Raw genomic sequence first — 21,965 nt, 5'->3', positions numbered from 1 at the left:
CAAAGGAAGTCGTCAATGGCCAAGGGTAACTACATAGAAGCGGTGGAGATCATCCGGCGACTGGAGGGCGGTATTACACGCCCCTTCCTATGCCGAGCCAGCAACGGCAAATACTATGTGGCCAAGGGTCTGGAACTACCGCCCGCCGAGCGTATTGCCGAGCTGCTGTGCGCCCGCCTGGCCGCTGACTTCGGGTTGCCAATCCCCGAACACGGCTATATCTATATTGACCCCGCCCTGCTGCGCTACAACCCAGAAGCACGCAGCGACCTAGGGCCTGGTGACAGCTTCGCCCTGGCTTATGTCGCGGACGCTGCAGACCTGCTTTATACGCAAGCACTGCAGGTTCCTGTCGATCTACAAAAAACCGTTTTCACCTTTGATTACTGGGTTGGTAATGGTGATCGTCAGCTAGGCCCATTTGGCGGTCGCCCCAATTTGCTGATGTGCGGCACAGACAATCAGCTGCAACTGATTGACCACAACCAGGCATTCCAGTGGCCTCAGGATGCTCATGGGTTCGCCCAGAGCCATGTGTTTGGCCCAAGCAATCGGGCATGGCGCATGGATATGGTCGACAAGGTTGAATACAGTCAGCGGATGCACGACACTGCCAAACGCTTTCGTGACCTATGCTCAGACATACCTGATGAATGGTGTGCATCTATCGGCAAACAGGGACTCGACATTCTGCTCGAAGAAATCGAAAGTAATCTGATGCGCTGCAATTCGGACGAATTCTGGAGCGTCCTGCAATGAAATACGCCTGTCTTTACAGCATCGTGCGCTTCGCGCCTTTTGCCGAAACCGAAGAATTTGCCAATGTCGGCATCGTTCTCTCGGCCCCGGCCATTGGGCGCATGGAGTACAGGCTCGCCCGTAAAAACCTAAAACGGGTCAATCGTTTCTTCGAATGCAACAACCTGTTCGCCAAGGCAATGGAAATTGCCCAAACCGAACTGGATGCAGTGCGCTCGATGACGGCAGAAGCACAAGAGACCCAGATCGTTAACCACTTCCGCTTCCTGACTGAGCCCAAGGAGTCGCTGATTCGCTTCAGCCCCATGCGCTCGATCCTGGTGGAAAACGTTGATGTCACTCTTGAGGAGCTTTTTGGTCGGTATATCGAACGTCAAGGCATGGCTCGTGATCGTCGTGAAGAAGTCATGGTTCGTGAAATTCGCACCCTGTTCACGGAAGCGTCTATCCGTAGCTTCCGCGATGACACCCTGACCGGCGATCTGACCAAGCTGCACCTACCCCTGGTTCACCGCAATGAAGTTGTCGCTGCCATCAAGCCTTTAGCTTTTGACCAGCCCGAACCAAGCGCAATCCTTGACCACTGCGATCAGTGGCTAATGAAGTTCGTGCGCGCCGAACGGGAAGGGATAATTGAGCTGAAGAACGTGCTAATCCCTGTTGCCGCCCCGGCAGAGAGTGAATCGCCTCGCCACCGCAAAGCGGTGCAGATAGCCAAGGACAGCATCAAAGAACGCGGTATGCAACTGGTCGACTATCAGGCCACCCAGAAAATCGCCGCCTTCGCGCAGAGCTACGTTCAATAGCCTCAAGCAGCTTTCCTGCTCTGCACAAGGCCCGGTAAATCCGGGCCTTGTGCTTTTGTTCTTGCGTTACCCCAGCGGGCTATACCTCAATGATCAAATCCGAGCGAAAGCCAGTCTCTTCGCCCGGATACCCCCTTGGATTGCAGACCACACGTGTACCTGCCATGTCATAGTCGACGGCAATGTGTGAATGCCCATACCCACAGTGCCATCTGCTCGGCCCCCATAAGACCTTCCCAGCGGTTGGCATACGCGGCATCCATATGAGTGCCGGCATGGGGGTTGCCCTGAAGAGAGCGTAGCGTCGGCGCATGGTGGGTGATCACCACCGTTGGCCCGCCAAATGGCTCCGACAACTTCATGCGCAGCCAATCTTTCGTCTGCACTGACTGGGCAACCAAATCAGCGGGCCGGATGCGCCTGTAGCTTTCTGTGCGGATCTGTCGGAAGTCATTCATAGAACTCTGCGCAGTCATGCACGCCATCGGCGGGTTACCGGTAGCGGCGAAATCCGTCCACATGGTCGCCCCAAGGAAACGCACGCCGGCCAAGATCACTTCATCACGATCCAACACCCGCACGCGATCATCCTGCGTCGTTCTTAGTTTCTGCAGGGTATTCGTCAGGTGCCCGCCGTAAAACTCGTGATTACCGGGCACGTACAGTACCGGCCCAGGGAAGGACTGCCTGGCCCATTCAACAGCGCGTGCTTTGACATCGATGTCGCCCGCCAGAATGACCACATCACAGTCCAGGGGCTCTGGAGAAAATGGGCTGAACTCATTGTGCAGGTCGGACAGCAGGTGAATACGCATCATCTTTCTCAGTGGTTTAGTCAGGCTCAGCGGCGAGCCCAACCAGGTGCATATCCACATATACTGGCCCGAGTTCTTGCAAACAACCTGGGGCAATGGCCCGGCTTAGACGAGTCATTGAATACTTTCGTCCACTTACGCTTACTTTCGGTAATATCCAGATAACTCAGGATTACTGAAGGTTAAGAAATGGACTTCACCCCGATCATCGCGAAGGTCTGGGGCACGCTCGGCTGGTTTATCCCGCTGATGCTGCTGATCGGCCTGCTCAAATCGCCGTGGGCCAAGGGCCATATCGGCGAACTCCTGGTGCGGCTGTTTGCCCATTGGCAGCTGGATAAGCAGACCTACCGCCGCCTGCACAACGTCACGCTGAACACCCCAGACGGCACCACGCAGATCGACCACGTATTCCTCTCGCCCTACGGCATCTTCGTGCTGGAAACGAAGAATATGAGTGGCTGGATATTCGGCAGCGAGAAGCAGGCGCAGTGGACGCAGAAGCTCTACAAACGCACCTTCAAGTTCCAGAACCCGCTGCGGCAGAACTACAAACACCTCAAAGCTCTGGAAGCCACCCTTGGCGTTAACCCCGAGCACCTGCACTCGGTGATCACCTTTGTCGGCGGTAGCACCTTCAAAACCGAGGTGCCGGCCAACGTGACCCAGGGCATTGGCTTTATCCGCCATATCAAGTCATTCCAACAACAGCGATTCAGCGAGGCTGAAGTCGACGCGATGCTGCACGCCCTGCAAACCGGCCGCCGCGCACCGACCCTCGCCACCCACCGCGAGCATGTGCAAAACCTTAAACGCCGGAGTGATCCAACAGCCGAACGGCAATGCCCGAAATGTGGCGGCGCGCTGCTGATACGCACCGTTAAATCGGGAGCAAAAGCAGGGCATCAATTTTGGGGCTGCTCGGGGTTTCCCCAGTGCCGAACCATACAAGGCCTCTGAGGCACGGAAGATGTCGAATAGCAAACTGGCGGCATCTAGCGCTACAGGACCGTTAAGAGGGGATCATATGCCAGCAGTCTTTGTTCACGTCTCCGACATCCATTTCGGTCAAGAGAAGGATGATCGGATTCATATCCACGGTGACGTCAAACAACAACTGATCGCCGACGCTAAAGAAGTTGTCTCGAAAATAGCGGGCGGGAGCGCCCACGGCATTCTAGTCACCGGCGACATTACCCAGTCGGGAAAATGGACGGAATATGAGGTTGCCGGAAAATGGCTAGATGAACTGGCAGCAAGTGTCGGCGTGGAGATCCATCGTGTTCAGATGGTGCCGGGCAACCATGATCTCGACCGTTCAAAGCTGTCGTTCTCCGGGCAGCAGATCCTCGACCATATTCGTGCGGGTGGCCCTACGGAATACGAGCAGATCCTAAACAACCCAACAGATCGGGCAGCTCTCTTCGCTCGGTTCGAGGACTACGGCCGCTTTAGCTTTGGCTACAACTGCCCCCTCAATAACGAAGGCGCGTATGCGTCCGAGATGGAAGTGAACCTCGCGCCTGGGCGAGCGATCCGCTTCATAAGGTTCAATTCTTCCCTCCTCTGCCATGGTGGAGAGCGTGACGAGTACCCAGAGTTGATGATAGGAGCACGCCAATTCACCATCCCCCCCACACCTGGGGTGGAGAACATTGTCCTCGTTCACCACCCGTTGAACTGGTACAAGGATCAAGATCAGGTGCGGGATTACATCCGCAGCCGAGCTCGGATTTTCATATCTGGCCATGAACACGACCCGATGGTATCGATCGACAATGTCGAGACGGGCTGCGACGTGATGATGCTTGCTGCCGGCGCTACCGTCCCCTACAAGTCCAACGACATCTACACCTTCACGTACAACATAATAGAATTCGACTGGGATGAAGAAATCGACGGACTGTCAGTGACGATGCATCCCAGGGCATGGAATGCGAAACGCACCTGTTTCGAGGCCGATGATAAGCGGCTGGGCGGAAAGGATCCCAACTTCCGGTTGGCATGTCCGTTTTTCCGCAAGGCGGACCGTCCGGACGCTCCTACGGCGGCTCAACTTACAGATGCACCGGTTGCCGAAGAGAGCGCATCTTCCGTGGTACCTACTATCGAAATGATCCCGATGGAGTCCTTGGAAGGAGAGCCGCAGTCCATGCAACCGAAGGCAGAAGGTTACGAGACCGCTAGGCTCCGGTTCTTCCGCGACCTGCTCGAAGGAGAGCGCCTACGCATCCTAGTGGAGCTGGACGCTCTTCCGGAAAACTTTGATGACCGGATGTCGCAGGGGCTGGAACGCAGGTTATTCGACATGCTTGTCCGAAATGGAAAGCTGGGGGAAGTCGAGAAGATGATCGATCAATTAATTGGCGAGCGAAAGGACGGGGCGCGGTAATGAACAATATTGCGGTTCACATGCGGATCTCCGGCGTCACTGTAAGCGATAGCGATGTGGATTCCCGTCGTGCGGCGGCGACCAGCCTCGCAACGAGTTGGCGGAAGGACAGAACTACTGCGAGCATCGTCTCTAGGGCAGCAGATGTTGCCGAGGTTCTTAGTGGCAAGGGCACCCCTTCACAAGCGCTAGGCGATGAGGTTCAGGCAGCCATCCAGAAGAAGTCGCCATCCTTCCTCTATGAGGAGCGCCCTTTGGACGTTGGCGTCTGTGCTGGCATGGCGATGGTTTCCATCCTAAGTACCCCCCCGGGTGCCACGGGGTGGTCGTACGTCGATGTCTATGCCGCTGCGCTTTGGTCCGCACTTTCGTATCAACCGGTACTGACGCCCGAACGACGCGAGAATCTTCGCCGCGAAGTTCTCACTGCGGCTACCGACTTGAGTGCAACATCGGCTGAGAAAGCAAGAGAGCGGATCAGTGTCCCCGACCCGTCCGATGTAGAGATCACCATTGATGCGGACAATGTGGCGACCAATGATTTCAAAGAAGCGATGGCCGGTACGGTTGAAGCGCTGCGTCGCAATGCCGCACTGGATCGCGAGGAGCTAGATTTTCTGTGGTGGGCGCAGCTAGGACGTAGCAGGTTGCTAAAAAAACAACTATCCGAGATCGCCGAGCCAACGCGGATAGTCGCCGCCGGCATCGAAGGTGCAAGGATGCTTCGTCGTCTTCCCTGCGAGGTACATCGCGAGATCGTCCTCCGCACATTGGACCAGGATCCTGAACTCGACCTGGCGGAACTACTTGCGGCAATCGGCGACGACCGTGCGGCACTCAGCGCCGCAGTTATCAGAGCCAATGCCCTCGCCCATCCTTCCGTTTTCCCTCTTCTCCATGCATTGGCCACTGGCGAAGTGGATGGGTCGGGTGCGCCCTTGAAGCGGCGAGTTTCGGAGTGGGGTGAACGGGCGCTGCTGGAAGCAACGCTCATCAGATTGATGTCGCAAGGCACGGGCAAGGTATGAGCGGATCGTGCCGATTCGAAGGATGTACCGTCGACGAGACGGGACTCTGTGCACTCGAGCGCGACCTGTCAAGCTGCACTAACCGTGCTCGCCAGGACGGAGCCGGTGCGACGCCTTCGGATGTCGCTGATTATGACGATATAGCTTCACAGTCCGCTGACCCACTGGGTTCCCCTGTACTTACTCAGCCGGTGCGCATGAGCGCACTTGCGTCTAGTCGGTCGCTCGGACTGGAGGATCTGAATGCCTTAATGGGCACCAGATACGTCAATGTGGTTGGCATCCTCGGCGATCCAGAGTCCGGAAAAACGGCGTGCCTGGCCAGCCTGTACCTGCTTGTTTCGCATGCAATGCTGGAGGGCTGGTCCTTCGCGGACAGCAGAAGCTTGGCGGCTTTCGAGGATATCGCTCGCGGTGCCCGCGATTGGAATAACGGAGAGGTGCCGGAGCAGATGACGGTCCACACCGAGTTAGCGGACGATCATGGTCCGGGTTTCCTGCACCTCCGACTCGTCAGGCTTTCTGACGGGCGACGCGTCGACATGGCGCTTCCCGACGTACCAGGGGAATGGACACAGGCGCTCGTCAATACGGCCCGATCAGATCGGCTGGACTTCATGAAGTCTGCTGAGGCTATCTGGATCGTGCTCGATGGCCGCACGCTCGCCGACATCGAGAAACGTCAGGGCCTCATCGCCCGTGTGGGACAGCTCGCGGGGCGTCTGAACACTATGCTGGACGGCCATGCACCACGATTGATGATAGTGGTTACTCACCGGGACTTGCATGTCCTCGCCGACAACGTGGTCAACCGCTTGCAGACGGAGCTCGCCCGGCGCAACGCGAGGGCAGAGATAGTGGGCGTCGCTCCGTTCTCCGACAATCCGGACAACGTGCCGGCGGGATTTGGCATAGCCGATCTGATCGACTTAACCGTCGGGAAACCGGCCGAGCGACCGACCTTCTGGAATTCGAGCGATCCGACCGAGGCCGATCGCGCCTATCTGAGCTATAGGAGGGACCGATGAGCCGATCAATTATGCTGCTTGGCGGCCCAGACTCGGGTAAGACCAACTATATTGGCCGTCTATGGCGGGCGTTAGACGACGGAACCGGCGCACTACATGCCGCAGAGCAGCCCGAAGACATCAACTTCGTGCTCGAGGTTACTGACCACCTTTTCGAGGGAGGCTTCGCGCCGCGCTCCGAACACAGCGACTCCCGTCGCGACTTCGAGGTCGTCGTAGCAGCGATAAAGGACGGGCCGCGATCCCGAGTCGTAGTACCCGACATCTCGGGCGAGCTTTGGCGCCAGGCCGTCATCGACAGCGAAATTGCCCCGGACTGGATGAACGAACTGCGGCGGGCGGACGCCGCACTGCTCTTCGTGCGGGTTGATTCCGACCAGGATGTCAGGCCACTCGATTGGGTGACATCGCGCAAAATGCTGGAGAAGCTCGGTGGAGAGGAGGATCAGGGGCTCCCAACACAGGTGATGCTGTGTGAGCTGATCCGCTTTCTCGAGGGCTCACTTGCCAACCGCGAGGACGGCGGGCTTCCACGTCTTTCGGTCGTCGTCACCGCATGGGATAGGGTCGATGAGGGCAAGTTTGAGCAAGGCCCCGCCTCCTATCTCGAGCGTGAATACCCGCTCGTCGCCGGCAAGCTGGCCGATCTAGAGAATCTCGACGTCCAGATATTCGGCCTCAGCGTCGTCGGCGGCGACCTGAAGCACGACCCTAACTATCGGCAGGCCTTTCTGGAGGCCGGGATAGATGGCCAGGGATGGGTCGCGGTAGGTGACGAGGATGGATGGCGGCGGGATCCCGACGTCACCCTCCCGATCGCCTGGGCAGTGGGCCTTTGAAGCTGTGACCATTGCCGAAGTACAGATCCACGGCTATCGCAAGGGGCACCAGTTGCTTGCGTCGTCCGTCATATTATCCAAGGACGATCAGGCAGTTGTGGACCGCCTTTCCGACGTGGCCGGCCCCCTACGCCCCAGGGAGCAATTCGCCCCCTATCTTTCGGCCTATCCGCTACCGAGCGGAACCTACTACATTATCGCCAGGACATGGCAGGATCACTCCGTGTCCCGGGCAGGCTGCGTCCGAACCAAGAGCGTATTGATCGATGTGCTGACATGGTCGCTCAGCCCGCCGCTCATCCCCATCCTTCACCTGCTCGGTTCGGCCGAACTGCCGACTGAGATGAGTGCGGTGCGCATCGAAATTGAGGAACAGCTTGAAGAGCGGCTTCCTCCCACCCCAACTTTCAGCGCGAGCGAACTGCTTGAGGCGCTTTTCCTCGAAGATGCGAAGCCCGTAGTGGTGTTTGACGCACCTGACCCAGAGCTGATCGCCTTGCGTCTACTCACCGCACTGTGGCCCGACATCCGGCGGCGGTTTTCACTTTCGACGTTCGCTCTGTCGCCCCGAAAAATAGGCGGGCGCGACCTCGACCTCGTCTTCGCGCCGTCGAATGCCAAGGCCAAGTTCTCCGACTGGCCTGGGCGTCGTGTGGACGGTCGCTCATCGCAGATTGATCGGCATAGGTGGACGGGGGCTATCGTGCGACGCGTCTTCGATGAGCCTGTTCCAAGACTGCTGTCCGATCGTGAAATCAACCTGCTAGGTGACCGTAACGCAGACAGCGCGGCAGCTCTGCGTATAGCGCTGTTGTGGGACGAACTTCTCGACAAGCTGCCCCAGACGCCCACCGCCGCCTTGGGGCTGTTTGATATTGCCAATTCGGGGATGGTCAACAATGCAGCAGCGATAAGTTTGCTGGAACCTCGACTGGCCGAGGCCACCTGCCGGGCTGCGGGCAGTCTACCCCCCAATGACGCCTGGGACTTCGTCGGCGCGATCGCGCGGAAAATGCAGGGACACAACATGCCGGCCGGCATGATTGCGGTCGAGCAACTCGCGGAATATCTCGCCGAGCATGCGCCCGACGGGGCTGTCAGTTTGCTGCTACAACCCGATCCAAAAGGTGCGATCGAAGGTTTAATCCCCAGCATCGCAATAGGTCTCGGCAACGGAGCGGCACCGCGCGTTGAACAGGTGCTTGTCGATGCTACTACGGACATCATCGCGCGCCTTGTTTCGCAAGGCGGCGCACTGACCGCTCGGGTAGCCGTGGACGAAGGGCTCATCAGGAGGATGGGAGTCGTCCTAACAGAGGTTGACAGAGAGCTTGCGGATAGGGCTGGCATGATGATGCTCCCCTTTCTGATCGAGGATCGGCAGCTTTCTGCGGCCACGCCCATCATCAACAGGCTGGACTCCCAGGGAGTTGCTGCAGAGCTTCGTTGGCTTGGTGAGGCAAATGACTTCCAGGCCAAGCGGCTTAGCACCACGCTCATCGAGCGGGCGCGTGAGGTTGGGGGGATGCCAGCTGTTCGTGATGTTCTGATCTCGTCGGACGCCTCTGCGCGAAGGGACGCACTGCTCGCGCGAACGGTCGACCCCATCGGGGCGGACATACTGTGGCTTCTGGACGAAAAGCGTCTGTCCGAACCGACATCCACTGCGCTGCTCGTGAGTGTGCTGGAGCGTGCCGACGACAAGCAGTTCGCTGCACTGCTGTCCGACGGAGCCATCGGTGAGCGCGTGATCGCGCGTCTTCCGGACAACGCCGTCGATATACTGGTGCGTGTGGCGTTGCAGGGCAGCCTCTCAATTAACGCTTACATTTGTGTCATCAGGTCTGTGATCCCTAAGGTCGACGATGCCCGAAAGTACGATATCGCTGGGCGCGCACTGGAAAGGTGCTTGCACAGCCGATTCGATGGTGACGACACCGAGATTCTGTCCCTGCTACTTGGCATTCTCGGCGCGCAAGTTGACGGCGGATGGGCCGCCAGGTCGGGGTTGGGGCGAGGTATCGACGCCGAGCTCGCGAGCCGGAACCTTATCGTCTTTGAGAAGGCACCCTCGGCCGCTCGACAACGTATCGTTGGGGCTATCGACGAAATCGCTTGCGCCCTGCAAGGGCGATACGCCTGCGATCTGTCTGAAATGGCCAACGACGCCTGCGCGAGGCTCATATTTGATGCGGAGAAAATATCGCACAAGGCACTCACCGATGCAGCAGGCCGGCTCATGCCAATGTTGCTTAGCTCTCGTCGCAAGCCTGTCTCGCTGATGATCGCAGCCTTATTCCCCATAATTTATCGGGAACTGGCAAAAGCCGACGACGTACCCGAGCTCCTGAAGTTCATCCCCTTCTTTGATTGGGATCGCTGTAAGAGCGCACGGCATGGCCTGGTCGAAGCATTTATGTCGTCAAACTGGAGGGCCGGGGACCTGGCTCTAACCGCATATAGATGCAGCGACGTTGCCAAAATCCTTGGGCGGGTTGCTAAGTCGTATGGTGGCGAAGAGTATCTCGCGCGAATCGAGAATGATCTGAACCGTCTAAGCGATGATGGCCAACGCTTTGTCGATCAGACGATCGACGTAATCCGGTCACAGAGATTTTAAGAAGTGGTCATCCGCTATAGCGGCTGTCTGGAGCACCTCAGATAGCTAATCAATAAGCGATACCACGACTCATTCTTCGCCCCGCTTGTAAGGTCAAAGAAATAGGGGGGCAGCGGTGGAGCGCAAGATGAATCTACCGCTGCCCACCATCACCCTCAAAGGTACGCAAGCGGTACAGTGCCACGCTTTTACAGCTTGCGCTCATTTACGCCTAAACCCACCTACAACGCTACTTTCAGCTCAACGTACCTACGCCTAGCTACGCCCAATTTTGCTGGGCTTGCAGCGTTTCTAGGCAACTCATAATCCTCGTTCATCTGGTGAATCCATAGTGGTTTCGCCTTAAGCTTCAAGGCCTTAGGCTCGTTTATGACGATCTCCAAGGGCTGAGAAGAAGTCGTCTGGTCCATTTCTGGTCCAGGTTTGCACCGGACGACGGTCTACAGGCTATCGCCCGACGGCGTATAGCCCGTAGAATTGCAATATCGGGCCTGTAGCTCAGTTGGTTAGAGCAGAGGACTTAGCGAGGCGAGCCTAAACATCGGGCGACCGGTGCATGGTAGACCTCTAATGGGTTGCCCCTCACCAAGTTTACTCTGGTGGCGGGTAGAACTGGTCAAAGTCGGTGAAAGCTAACTCCCTTGGGATAAGCCAATACCGAGCCAAGCTCCCTGCGTTACGGGAGAAGGTGTAGAGACTAGACGGCCAGCCTGTAATGGGAAGGTATAGTCCAGACCACAAACTCGAAAGGGGCGGCGAAAGCCGTAGTGGTAAGCATAATCCTTTGGTCCAGGGTTCGAGTCCCTGCGGGCCCACCAAGCAGAAGCCCCCATCCCGCGAGGAATGGGGGCTTTTTTGCGTCTGTAATTTGTTTAAGAAATGACTGCTTCCGGCCAAAACCAGACAGATTGACATCATTCAGGCCGGCTAGAGGTCTTAGGCCTGAACGGTTTTAAAAGGGGGCAGGACTCTGCCCTCCGGCGTCCAATCGCTAATGCTAGCGTTGTGCCGCAACTTGTTCTAAATGCTAGGGTGCGGCATTTGGGAGCAAAGCGTTGTTGGTTGTAGCTATGACGGCAGCCAACACAGGCGACCACTGGAGTAATGAGTCAAAAAGCCCGGCCAGGCCGGGCTCCGCTAAGGCGAGACTTACATGCCCAACGCGTTCGGAAGTGCCAGCGACAATGCCGGGATGTAGGTGATCAGCACCAGGAAGCTGATTAGCAGCATCAGCCACGGCATGGCTACGCGCACTACTTGCGGTACTGACATGCCCGTTACCGCTGAGGTGACGAACAGATTCAGGCCAACCGGCGGCGTGATAAGCCCGATTTCCATGTTCACCACCATGATGATGCCAAGGTGAATCGGATCGATGCCTAGCTCCACGGCGATCGGGAACAGGATCGGAGCCAAGATCAGAATGATTGCTGAGGGCTCCATGAACGCGCCGGCCACCAGCAACACGATGTTTACCACCAGCAGGAACATCCAGGGCTGCAGACCCGCCTCAAGCACCATGGCGGTAATCTGCTGCGGAATCTGCTCGGTCGTCAGCACATGCGCGAACAGCATGGCGTTGGCGATGATGAACATGAGCATGATCGACAGCTTGCCCGACTCGAGAACGACCTTTGGACAGTCGCGAAGCGTGATGTCCTTATAGACAAACACTGCGACAAAAGCCGAGTAGACCGCGGCGACTGCCGCAGCTTCGGTTGGTGTGAACATGCCCGAATAGATGCCGCCCAGAATCACGACCATCAGCAGCAAACCCCAAACGGCCTTTCGGGCGGCTGAGAGCCATTCTTTGAAGGTTGCCCGGGGCAGTGCAGGCAGCTTCTTTTTGACAGCAATGATGTAGATGGCCGCCATCAGCACGACGCCAAGCATGATGCCGGGTACCACACCGGCCATGAATAGCTTGCCAACCGAAGTCTCGGTGGCAGCGGCATAAACGACCATAACGACCGAGGGCGGTATGAGAATTCCCAGCGTGCCGGCGTTGCAGACGATGCCTGCGCCAAAGGCTTGCGGGTAACCGGACCTCACCATACCTGCAATTGCAATCGATCCTACAGCCGCCACGGTAGCCGGGCTTGATCCAGACAATGCAGCGAACAGCATGCACGCCAGAACGGCACCAATGGCCAGTCCTCCCCGGATGTGGCCGACGCACGCGTTGGCGAAATCAATCAATCGGCGGGCAACGCCACCGGTTGTCATGAACGCGCCAGCGAGCAGGAAGAATGGGATGGCCAGCAGGGTGTAATGCTCGGACGTCTCGAACAGCTTAATTGCCAGGGAGGTTACCGAGTCAGGACTGAATAAGAGGATGGTCAGCGAGCCAGCCAGTCCCAATGAGACTGCGACCGGCACACCGATAAACATGAGCGCGAAGAGCGCGACGAAGAGGAAAAGAATGGTCATTTACTTCGACTCCTCTGCGCCTAGCTTCACAGCTTCGGCGGCTTCATCTACCAGGCCCAGCCCGGTTTGCTCGTTGCGCAATATGCGTACGAGGATTTCGGTGAAACGGATGAACACCAGAGCAAAGCCAATCGGGACGATCATCCCGATGTGCCACTGCTTAACGCCGAAGTGACCGAGGTCCTCCGCGCCGATATGTGCGTTGAACAGCGCTGCGATCCAGTTGTAACTGGCAAAGACAAACAGGCCTGCATAACCGAGGCAGAATACGCATGCCAGGATTCCGATATGGCGCTGAATATGACGCGGGGCGAGCTTGACCAGAGCGTCTACCCCGATGTGACCTGCAGTGCGCACACCATAGGCCAAGCCAAAAAAGATCAGCCAGGCAAATAGCGCTTTGGTCAGGGCCGTACTCCAGGTCATCGATTGGGCCAACCCGATGGTGAAGTCGCCTAGGACGAAGAACACATTTTCGACGGACGAGAAGCGGTCTCCCAAGCTATAGAACAAGGTGTACAGGTTATTGAGGATGACGTAGACAAAGGTGACCAGCGTCATGGCAGCAAGCAGGAAGGCAATGAAGCCCTCTTCAAAGTGATCCCAAGCGCGCCTTAGGGCGTTCATGGATGTCTCTCCAGTAGACCAGCATTGTTATATGGCACTTGAGGCGTGCCGTTGAGTTAGCCGCGGCAGGCGTGAATAGGGATGCTCATAGCGGCTGCCATGAGCTGCGGTACTCAATGACCTGTCGGTAATCTGGAGAGCAAGGCATATGCCAGGAGACCACGTGTATTGCTGCGATGGCGGAAATGAGATCGACTTAATTAGGCGCCACGCGTCACTGCTGGGCCGGCTGAGAAAGTGATCGTTTCCTGCCGTGACGCTAATGAGAAGAGCGGATATAAAAGCCAGGCAGTCTTCGCTGTAAAGGTCGATATAAAGGGCGGGTTTCCGCCTTTAGTCAGAACACCAGGGCGGAGTTCCGCCATGAACCGTGCCAGCGTTTATCGTTTCAACGGCATTGCACGGTCAAGCAAGCCGAAGCCAAGCCAAGGACAGGGACAGGGACGGGACAGGGACGAGATTAATAGCTCGCCGATACCGAATAGTTCGGATTAGTTAGGCGCCTGCTTGCAGGCGCCAGCAGTACTTCAAGCGGTACAAACCCTGCCTATTGCCTAGGCAGTCCTGCCTTCTTTTGGTTGGCACGCCGCGCCAACATGTTTAACGCCTCGACGCCTGCGGAAAACGCCATCGCGGCATACACATAGCCCTTGGGGACGTGGGCGCCGAATCCCTCTGCGATCAGCGTCATTCCGATCATCAGCAGGAAGCCCAGGGCGAGCATCACGACAGTTGGATTGTCATTGATGAACTTGGCTAGTGGGTTGGCCGCGACCAGCATTACGGTGACCGCGACAACAACGGCGATGACCATGATCGCCACATGGTCAGTCATGCCGACCGCCGTGATTATACTGTCGACCGAGAACACCAGGTCGAGTAGTAGGATCTGGGCGATCGCAGCACTAAAGCCTATCACCGCGGCGTTTTCTAACGGCTTGCCTTCAAACATGTCCCCGCCCGGGGTGGGGTCCATGCTGTGGTGAATCTTGTAGTGGTCAACCCATCCCGGACAGTGGGTTAAGTTTCTCTTCGGCCACCGCTGGCGGTAGCCCACCGTTGAATTGATGCGGTCTGATCCAGTTGTAGCGGTGCATCAGGTAGTGGCTGATGTCCCGCTGAGCTTCCTGTGCCGTCAGGTAACCGGTCTGTGGTATCCACTCCGACTTCAGGCTGCGGAATAGGCGTTCCATCGGCGAGTTGTCCCAACAATTACCCCGGCGGCTCATGCTCTGCTGCATTCGGTAGCGCCATAGCCGCTGCCGGAACAAGCGGCTGGCGTACTGGCTGCCCTGATCCGAATGGAACAGCACCTGCTGTGGCTTGCCGCGCTGCTCGTAGGCCATATCGAGGGCTTTGATTACCAGCTCGGCATCCGGTTTGGCGGAGAACGCCCAGCCAACCACCCGACGCGTGTGCAGATCCAGCACCGCGGCCAGGTAATGCCAACAACCTTGCGCCCAGACGTAGGTGATGTCGCCGCACCACGCTTGGTTCGGGCGCTGAACTGCGAACTCACGGTTCAGTCGATTCGGGATATCCGGGCGCTCAACCGTGGCCTGCTTGTAGGCGTGCGAGCCCGGCTGCTTGCTGACCAGCCCCAACTCACGCATCAGTCGACGCACACGAAAACGGCCAATCTCTACGCCTTCCTCGCGCAGCATGCCCAGGATGCTTCGGCTGCCAGCCGAACCCCGGCTTTGGCTAAACAACTCGTTGACGCGACTGCGCAGCGCAACGCGACGAGCATCAATACGGCGACGTCGGAGGCGATGGGCGTAATAGCACGACCGCGCCACATCGAACGCTGAACAGACCACTTCTACCGGCTCCTGCTCACTCAACTGGTCTATCAGCGCGTACGATCGAGTTCGTCCGACATCAAGAGAGCGGTAGCCTTTTTTAATATCGCCTTCTCCCGTTCCAGCCGGTTGATCCTGGCCTCTAGCTCCTGGATCTTCTGCTGCTCGGGTGTCAGCGCTTTGCTTTTTGGGGTAACGCCCTGGCGCTCGTCTTGGAGTTGTTTCACCCATCGCCGCAAAGCCGAGTCCACGACGCCCAGCGAACGGCAGGCCTCGATATGGCTGTAGCCCTGATCTAGTACTAAGGCTGCCTCTCGTTTGAACTCGGCTGAAAACGTACGTCGTTGTTTGCTCATCGAACACCTCTTAATGGCGAGGATTTTCGCCTAAATCGGTGTCCGGGATCAGTAGACCACTACAAAGTAATCGCTGGTTGTTTGGCGCCAAAAAAAACATGATTCTGCTTTAAAAGCCTTGCTTAGCATCATAAAATCAAGGGGATTAATCCTAGCCTTCGACATTCTGGGCAAAGAATAACTGCGCTTCGCAGGCATCAACCGACAAGGATCTTCTAGTTGAACACTATTTACCTAAGAAAAACCCTGCTAGCTGTCTCGATTTCGATGGCTGCATCGCATGCTTTCGCTGAGTCGTTTGATATCAGTGCTAATCGTGGTGAAGATGCTTTCACAGGCTCCTATGCCAATGGGCTGACCCTGACTGGTAGCTACGAAGGTTCTGATGATGGCGCCGAGTTCGCCGGATCTCAAATCACCGGTGACCTTGTCAACGAGGCTAACATCACCTCGGTCGACAACGGCTACACCGATGAGACCAACACCTTCGTCAATGATCCGTCTGGCATTGATTTCGACTATTCAGAAGTCGAAACATTTCCTGGCTCGGGTATATACGAGGACGGCGAACCTACCCGTGTTTCGGGTAACGTCATCAACCGTGGCATCATTTTCTCTGAAGGCCGTGATGCGACCGGCATCTTGGTTGACTCTGCTGAGATTGGTGGTTTGTTCATCAACGAGGTTCAGGGCGAAATCACCGCTTCTGGTATCTCCGGTGAAATGGAGAGTCTTGCCGGTGTAATGTTTCAGGGCGCGACAATCGGCGGCTTTGAAAACCACGGCAGCATCCAGGCGCTAGGGGCGGATGGTACTGCTCTGTCTATGATTGACGGCACATCCATTACCGGTGATCGCTTTTTCAACGCCGGCACAATCTTTGCCGAAGGTGAAAACGTAGAAGCTGTTGAGCTTGAGCATCTCGCGTTCACTGGTAAGTTTGTCAACGACGGTGTGATTATCGGCAAGGGCATCAACTCTCAGGGCGTTAGCCTTGAGGAAGGGGCTCAACTGCATTCTATCGTCAATAACGGCTCCATTGTTGGGTCTGGCGAAGGCGCAGTGGCTATCCAGATCGGTAGTAATTACCTGGATGATGGCGCTGATTACCAGTCACCTACCGTAGACGTTGGCATCGTCAACACTGGTGTCATTGATGGTCAAGAAATCGCGATCAAGGTCAACAATTTCAATGTAAACCCTGACACCCTTGACGGTGATTTCGACACCGATGTCGGCTATGGCTTCTTCCAGATCCACCAAATGGCCGGTGAAATTACGGGCCGCATTGCCATTCAGGGTAACGAAAAGACTGATCTCGACTGGTTTGGCGGAAACATCAACGGCAAATTGTACGGACTGAGTGAAGTCGACGTATATGGTGTTGCAAACTTCGGTGGCGACGTTATTGAAGTCAACGAAGAGGTCAACATCTACGACGGAGCCCAGCTCAACTTTACGCAGCCCCACTCGTACATCATGAAATCTGACCATGCCGTTCAAAACGGCTGGGATGATCAGTACACCGGCGGTAACCTGCTTGTTGCTACAGGCGGCACCTTGGGTCTACCGCTGAGCGCCGCTACCGACGCAACTCGTCCTATCCTGTTTGTAGAAGGTACTGCGACCTTCGAAAAAGACTCGATTGTTATGCTCAACGCGACAGTCGATGATTTCAACTCGACTGGCAAGACGTACAAACTGATTGAAGCTGGCTCGCTCGTTGATAACGGCCTGCTGCTGAAGAGCAGTTCTGCACTGCTGTCGGTTTCTAGCCTGAACATCACGCCAACCTCTATCGGTGCCGATGTTTCCAAGCCAGACGCAACACAGCCGACCGAGCCGACTAATCCGACTCCGACCGATCCGACTGATCCGACTCCGACCGAGCCGACTCCGACTGAGCCAACCAAGCCTAGTGACGGCACTGTTGTTGTTGCCCCTAACACTGAAGAAACCAACAAAGCGGTAATCGCGCAGGGTGGTGGTAACAGCAACGCTCAGGCTGCTGGATCGCGCTTTGTTTCGATCATCAGCAGCCTGAAAACGAACGACGCGATTGCCAATGCTCTGATCGAAGCAGGTAATGACACTGCAACTATCGCTCGTATCGCAGCCCAACTGGCCCCGGATGTGAATGGCGGTTCGACTCAGGCTGCTATGGGTGGCCAGAGCATGATCTCCACAGCTATCGGCGGCCGTATGGGCGCTGCTCGTAGCGGCATGTCTTCTGGTGAAGGCTTTGATGAAGTGGGTGGTTGGATTCAGGTTTTGAGCAGCGATGCTAATCAAGACATGCGCGACGGTATCGAAGGCTACAGCTCTGATTCCAAGGGCCTGCTGTTTGGTGCTGATGGCAAGCTGAACGAGCAGACCACCCTTGGCCTGTCCTACAGCTTCATCAACTCTGACGTAGCGAGCGACCTGAGCAACAAGACTGACGTTGATACTCATGCTCTGACTGCTTACGGCAGCTGGACTGACAACGGCCTGTTCGTTGACGGTAGCGTGACTTATGGTCTGAGCAAGAACGACGCTGAGCGTTTCATTGCCGGCACCAAGTCGACTGCCAACTACGACAGCTCACTGTTCGGCTTGAATGTCATGTCTGGCTACGCTTTCGACCTGAGCAATGGCCTGGTGGTTGAGCCGCGCATTGCTGGTCGCTACAGCAAAGTCACTACTGAGAAATACGACGAGAAGGGTTCCTCGGGTTCGCTGTCTATCCAGAACGAGCAGCGTATGGAAGTGGCTGAACTGGGTGCCGGTGTGCGCTTGGCCGGTCAGTTCGACGTCGCAGGCGGTCTGTTGACTCCTGAAGCCAAAGTCATGGCCTTCCATGATTTCATTGGCGATCAGGCCAAGACAGAAGCAGCGTTCCTGGCTGGTGGCGATAGCTTCAATACCTTCGGCGCCACTTCCGCTCGTGATACCTACGAGCTGGGCCTGGGTGCTAGCTACCGCCGCGATCAGGTGACTTTCACTGTCGGTTACGACCGTCAGATGAAGTCCGGCTTTGATGCCGACACCTTCACCGCGAAAGTGCGTTACGACTTCTAAGTCCAGCGCATAGAAAAAGCCCGCTTCGGCGGGCTTTTTCTTATCCACTGTTTGGCTTCTGCCGACGTATAGCAGAGCGATCCAGCCATTTCGCTCTGGCTAGGGACTACGGTTAAGGGCTCCGCTTAAACCGCAGCCCCCTGTTAGGGGGAAATTACTCGTGAGAGGTCATCGCCTTGACTGGGACGTTCCAAAATTACGCAGCGTTTGCAGCACTTGCAGGCGCACTCGCCTCGTTATTTGGCTGCTCAACCCATATGGAGACCCTTGAGCGAGCCGTAAACACTAGGCAAGGGAAAACCAATGTCATCCATACATCCGAGTACGACCTTGTTAGCGCAACTCGGACTAGTACAGGCGCAGCTGAGGTTCTCCGAATCTATATTGAAGGTGATGGCAAAGCTTGGGCCACACGCACCCAACCAAGTACGGACCCATCGCCACGTAATCTGCTCATGATGCAGTTGGCCATGGAAGATCCGCGCCCATCGGTGTATCTCGCCAGGCCTTGTCAATTCCATAAAAGCGCCGGGTGTGGTGTTTCCATGTGGACTGACAAGCGATTCGCGGCACCGGTCATAAGAAGCTATGAGGAAGCCTTGGACAAGCTGAAAGAGGGTCATGGTGCGCGAAGCCTAGAGCTGATCGGCTACTCAGGTGGCGGTTACATAGCACTGGTGATGGCCGGGCTTCGTACTGATGTAACACAAGTTCAAACCATCGCAGGCAACCTTGATCCGGCTGCGTGGGCCCAGCACCATTCTATCTCTCCGCTTAACGGCCTTAAGGGTCTCAACCAATTTCCACGCCTGAGACTACTGCCCCAAGTGCACTTCGTTGGCGCCGAGGACAAAGTAGTCCCGCAAGAGCTGGTCGATTCGATAGTTCGGGAGAACAGATTTAGATGCGCAACGGTGAGACGTGTTGGGGCAAGCCATGAGGTTGGCTGGGCGGGCATGACGCGTTTACTTAACGAAAAGGCTAGTTGCAAGTAACCTCTACTACTTGCAATCGTGCTTCTACAAGAAGACAACAGCCGTGCCCGCAGCTGGCAACTTAGCAATACGGCACGCAGCAGGTCGCTACGCCTAAAAGTAATGTAAGGCATTGAGGCTTGCGTTGCGCCGTATCCTTCCGCTCCCTCTACGGTCCATCATGTACCGTCTGGTCTCTTTCTGGTCCCGCATTCCTGCGGGAACGGGCTGACGTCTCCCAATCAAGCCTTACAGAACAAGGACTTACAAATATCCAGCTTATCGGCTTGTAGGTCTCATAATCCTTTGGTCCACGGTTCGAGTCCGTGTGGGCCCACCAACTCGAAAGCCGCGCATTGCGCGGCTTTTCGTTTTTCTGCCGCCGTCCACTGCAAATGCCTCATGTGAGGCGGCGATACGATCAGCCAGTTAAATAGCAAAATCGCATATAAACCTGAACAAACGTTCCTAGACTCTCTAAGAGCTCACCTCTATCGTTCGCGCGTGGCCGCTGTGTTTGGCCGGTCGTTACGCCACGTTAAGGACGTTCATGCTCTCCGATTCACTGCCGCTGCTGTTCGTCTGCGCTTTGCTGCTCTGGGTACTGGTGTCTTTCGTGCGGGAGACCTGGAGTCCGGATATCGTGGTGGCGATTGCGGTGGCGGTGTTGATCGCCGTCCAGCTGCTGACGCCAGCGGAGGTGCTTGGGGTGTTGTCCAACTCGGCGCCCGTCACCATTGCCTGCATGTTCGTCATATCCGCCGCGCTGGAGCGTACCGGCTGCATTGATGCGCTGGGCAACTGGCTGGGTGGGCTGGTCGGCACCAGCCCGACCCGTGTGCTCGGCGGGCTGACGATTACTGCGCTGGTCATTTCGGCGTTTCTGAACAACACGCCGGTGGTGGCGATTCTGACGCCGGTGGCGATATCACTGGCTACGCGGGCCGGCACCACGCCTTCGAAGCTGCTGATTCCGCTTTCCTATGCCACGATCCTTGGCGGCACGCTGACGATGATCGGCACCTCGACCAACATTCTGGTAGACGGCGTGGCGCGTAAGGCGGGCCTCGCGCCGTTCGGCATGTTCGAGATTACCGGTGCGGCGCTGGTACTCGCTGCGGCCGGGATGCTGTACATGCTGACCATCGGCAAGCGACTGCTGCCGGAGCGCGACACCCTGTCCAAGTTGCTCGGGCCAAGGCTTGATCGCACTTTTATGAGTGAACTGAGGGTGCCGCAGGGGTCGTCGGTGATTGGCAAGAGCATTGCCGAGGCCAACCTCAACGGTGGCAGCGGCCTGCAGGTGCTGCAGGTCGACCGCGACGCCCACTTGCACAGCCGACCGGAGCAGGATTTCACATTACTGGCCGGCGATGTGCTGGTGATCCACGGCCAGGTCAAGGATGTGGTTGAGCTACGCGGCAGTGGCCATCTGACCTTCAACCGTGGGGATGCCTTCGAGACCATCAGCAGCGAGGATGAGGTGCTCGCCGAGGCCATCGTCGGGCGCAATTCGCGTTACAGCCATCGGCCGATGCGCGACCTCGACCTCAATGCCCGCTACGGGATCAATGTGCTGGCGGTGCATCGCCAGGATGAAAATATCCAGGGCAACCTCGACGACTTTCAGCTGCAGTTCGGCGATGTAATGCTGGTCGAGGGCACGCCGGCACAGATCAAGCGTTTCGCCGACAACGGCGAGCTGATCAGCCTCAATGCGGTTCAGGAACGTGCGTATCGCCGGGACAAGGCACCGATCGCCATCGGCACCACGCTGATGGTGATGCTGCTGGCGGCGTTCGGCGTGATGCCGATCGAAGGCCTGGCGATCATCGGCGCCGCTGCGGTGTTGGCGACCCGCTGCCTGGATGTCGAAGATGCCTACAAGGCCGTGGACTGGAAGATTCTCAGCCTGATCTTCGGCATGCTCGCCATCAGCGTTGCGATGAACAAGGTAGGACTGGTCGAGCTGATTGTTTCGGGCGTGGTTGATTTGACGCCCTGGGCCGGCCCGCTGTTCATGCTTGGATTTATCTACCTGTTCACCTCGGTCCTTACCGAGATCCTGTCCAATAACGCCGTCGCGGTGCTGGTCACGCCAATCGCCATCGGCCTTGCCCAGCAGCTCGGCATTGACCCGCGGGCCTTTGTCGTCGCGGTGATGTTCGCGGCCAGCGCCAGCTTCGCCACGCCGATCGGCTACCAGACCAACACCTTCGTTTATAACGCCGGCGGCTACCGCTTCGCGGACTTCCTCAAGGTCGGCATCCCGTTGAACCTGTTGCTGTGGGTCGTCGCCACGCTGGTCATTCCCTTCTTCTGGCCGCTCACACCGCTTTGATGGCAGCGCTTGCTCTGGGTCATTGACCGCATCGGTGTTCAGTTTCATGCTCTCGGGCCTTTGCCCCGATGAACAAGAACAAGGAGCG

Annotated in this window: 14 protein-coding genes and 2 pseudogenes; 11 read left to right on the top strand and 5 right to left on the bottom strand. The window is 57.0% G+C overall.

Translation table 11 applies throughout. The features are described from left to right. Positions 1–15: 15 nt before the first annotated feature. The gene (locus tag CXK96_RS15605; protein ID WP_102837358.1) at positions 16–759 is read left to right on the top strand and encodes a HipA family kinase; all 744 of its coding nucleotides are present in this window, start codon (positions 16–18) and stop codon (positions 757–759) included. Then, positions 756–1,565, top strand: coding sequence for a DUF3037 domain-containing protein (locus tag CXK96_RS15600; RefSeq protein ID WP_102837357.1), 810 nt, complete (start codon positions 756–758; stop codon positions 1,563–1,565). The genes CXK96_RS15605 and CXK96_RS15600 overlap by 4 nt, the downstream gene beginning before the upstream one ends. Positions 1,566–1,644: 79 nt before the next feature. Here the strand turns inward: CXK96_RS15600 and CXK96_RS15595 are convergent. After that, a pseudogene (locus tag CXK96_RS15595) lies at positions 1,645–2,380 on the bottom strand (metallophosphoesterase family protein). A 189-nt stretch (positions 2,381–2,569) separates the two neighbouring features. Between CXK96_RS15595 and CXK96_RS15590 the strand changes: the two are divergent. From CXK96_RS15590 to CXK96_RS15565, 6 genes are all read left to right on the top strand, one after another. After that, positions 2,570–3,340, top strand: coding sequence for a nuclease-related domain-containing protein (locus tag CXK96_RS15590; protein WP_102837356.1), 771 nt, complete (start codon positions 2,570–2,572; stop codon positions 3,338–3,340). A gap of 67 nt (positions 3,341–3,407) precedes the next feature. Further along, entirely contained in the window at positions 3,408–4,772 is a 1,365-nt protein-coding gene (locus CXK96_RS15585) for a metallophosphoesterase (protein WP_102837355.1), read from the top strand. Beyond that, positions 4,772–5,800, top strand: a complete 1,029-nt coding sequence (locus CXK96_RS15580) for a GTPase-associated system all-helical protein GASH (RefSeq protein ID WP_102837354.1) — start codon at positions 4,772–4,774, stop codon at positions 5,798–5,800. The genes CXK96_RS15585 and CXK96_RS15580 overlap by 1 nt, the downstream gene beginning before the upstream one ends. A 197-nt stretch (positions 5,801–5,997) precedes the next feature. Further along, positions 5,998–6,828: a TRAFAC clade GTPase domain-containing protein gene (locus CXK96_RS15575; protein ID WP_256061648.1), complete on the top strand. Its 831-nt coding sequence runs from the start codon at positions 5,998–6,000 to the stop codon at positions 6,826–6,828. Continuing rightward, positions 6,825–7,667 carry a hypothetical protein gene (locus tag CXK96_RS15570; RefSeq protein ID WP_102837352.1) on the top strand — a complete coding sequence of 281 codons (843 nt, stop codon included), beginning with the start codon at positions 6,825–6,827 and terminating at the stop codon, positions 7,665–7,667. Before CXK96_RS15575 ends, CXK96_RS15570 begins: the two co-directional genes overlap by 4 nt. Positions 7,668–7,671: 4 nt before the next feature. After that, positions 7,672–10,287: a hypothetical protein gene (locus tag CXK96_RS15565; protein WP_102837409.1), complete on the top strand. Its 2,616-nt coding sequence runs from the start codon at positions 7,672–7,674 to the stop codon at positions 10,285–10,287. Between the two features lie 1,149 nt (positions 10,288–11,436). On the opposite strand, the gene dctM is transcribed toward CXK96_RS15565, so the two are convergent. From dctM to CXK96_RS15540, 4 genes and pseudogenes are all read right to left on the bottom strand, one after another. Further along, a complete protein-coding gene (gene dctM / locus CXK96_RS15555) occupies positions 11,437–12,717 on the bottom strand; it encodes a C4-dicarboxylate TRAP transporter large permease protein DctM (protein ID WP_102837350.1) in 1,281 nt (426 codons plus the stop codon). Next, complete coding sequence (locus tag CXK96_RS15550) at positions 12,718–13,344, bottom strand: TRAP transporter small permease (RefSeq protein ID WP_102837349.1); 627 nt, start codon at positions 13,342–13,344, stop codon at positions 12,718–12,720. A gap of 547 nt (positions 13,345–13,891) precedes the next feature. Then, a pseudogene (locus CXK96_RS15545) lies at positions 13,892–14,335 on the bottom strand (TerC family protein); the annotation flags it as partial. 7 nt (positions 14,336–14,342) lie between these two features. Further along, a protein-coding gene (locus CXK96_RS15540) for an IS3 family transposase (protein ID WP_102837348.1) occupies positions 14,343–15,502 on the bottom strand; the annotation gives its coding sequence in 2 pieces (ribosomal slippage) (positions 14,343–15,250 and positions 15,250–15,502; 1,161 coding nt in all). Positions 15,503–15,721: 219 nt separating this feature from the next. Here CXK96_RS15540 and CXK96_RS15535 point away from each other — a divergent pair. The 3 genes from CXK96_RS15535 (at position 15,722) to CXK96_RS15525 (ending at position 21,877) form a co-directional block, all read left to right on the top strand. After that, positions 15,722–18,562, top strand: coding sequence for an autotransporter outer membrane beta-barrel domain-containing protein (locus CXK96_RS15535; RefSeq protein WP_146030707.1), 2,841 nt, complete (start codon positions 15,722–15,724; stop codon positions 18,560–18,562). Between the two features lie 455 nt (positions 18,563–19,017). Beyond that, positions 19,018–19,557, top strand: coding sequence for an alpha/beta fold hydrolase (locus CXK96_RS15530; protein ID WP_102837346.1), 540 nt, complete (start codon positions 19,018–19,020; stop codon positions 19,555–19,557). 529 nt (positions 19,558–20,086) lie between these two features. Continuing rightward, positions 20,087–21,877 (top strand): SLC13 family permease, encoded by a 1,791-nt coding sequence (locus tag CXK96_RS15525; RefSeq protein ID WP_102837345.1) that lies wholly within the window; start codon positions 20,087–20,089, stop codon positions 21,875–21,877. The last annotated feature ends 88 nt before the right edge of the window (positions 21,878–21,965 follow it).

Origin of the sequence: Stutzerimonas stutzeri, from assembly GCF_002890895.1 — a bacterium.
In the GTDB taxonomy this organism is placed as follows: Bacteria; Pseudomonadota; Gammaproteobacteria; order Pseudomonadales; family Pseudomonadaceae; genus Stutzerimonas; species Stutzerimonas stutzeri_AB.
Note: the sequence above shows the minus strand (reverse complement) of the source record. Positions and strands in the feature narration are given on the sequence as shown.

Coding starts and splice junctions, on each gene's coding strand:
- CXK96_RS15605 (WP_102837358.1), top strand. CDS start 16: ATGGCCAAGGGTAACTACATAGAAGCGGTGGAGATCATCCGGCGACTG.
- CXK96_RS15600 (WP_102837357.1), top strand. CDS start 756: ATGAAATACGCCTGTCTTTACAGCATCGTGCGCTTCGCGCCTTTTGCC.
- CXK96_RS15590 (WP_102837356.1), top strand. CDS start 2,570: ATGGACTTCACCCCGATCATCGCGAAGGTCTGGGGCACGCTCGGCTGG.
- CXK96_RS15585 (WP_102837355.1), top strand. CDS start 3,408: ATGCCAGCAGTCTTTGTTCACGTCTCCGACATCCATTTCGGTCAAGAG.
- CXK96_RS15580 (WP_102837354.1), top strand. CDS start 4,772: ATGAACAATATTGCGGTTCACATGCGGATCTCCGGCGTCACTGTAAGC.
- CXK96_RS15575 (WP_256061648.1), top strand. CDS start 5,998: ATGAGCGCACTTGCGTCTAGTCGGTCGCTCGGACTGGAGGATCTGAAT.
- CXK96_RS15570 (WP_102837352.1), top strand. CDS start 6,825: ATGAGCCGATCAATTATGCTGCTTGGCGGCCCAGACTCGGGTAAGACC.
- dctM (WP_102837350.1), bottom strand. CDS start 12,717: ATGACCATTCTTTTCCTCTTCGTCGCGCTCTTCGCGCTCATGTTTATC.
- CXK96_RS15550 (WP_102837349.1), bottom strand. CDS start 13,344: ATGAACGCCCTAAGGCGCGCTTGGGATCACTTTGAAGAGGGCTTCATT.
- CXK96_RS15530 (WP_102837346.1), top strand. CDS start 19,018: ATGATGCAGTTGGCCATGGAAGATCCGCGCCCATCGGTGTATCTCGCC.
- CXK96_RS15525 (WP_102837345.1), top strand. CDS start 20,087: ATGCTCTCCGATTCACTGCCGCTGCTGTTCGTCTGCGCTTTGCTGCTC.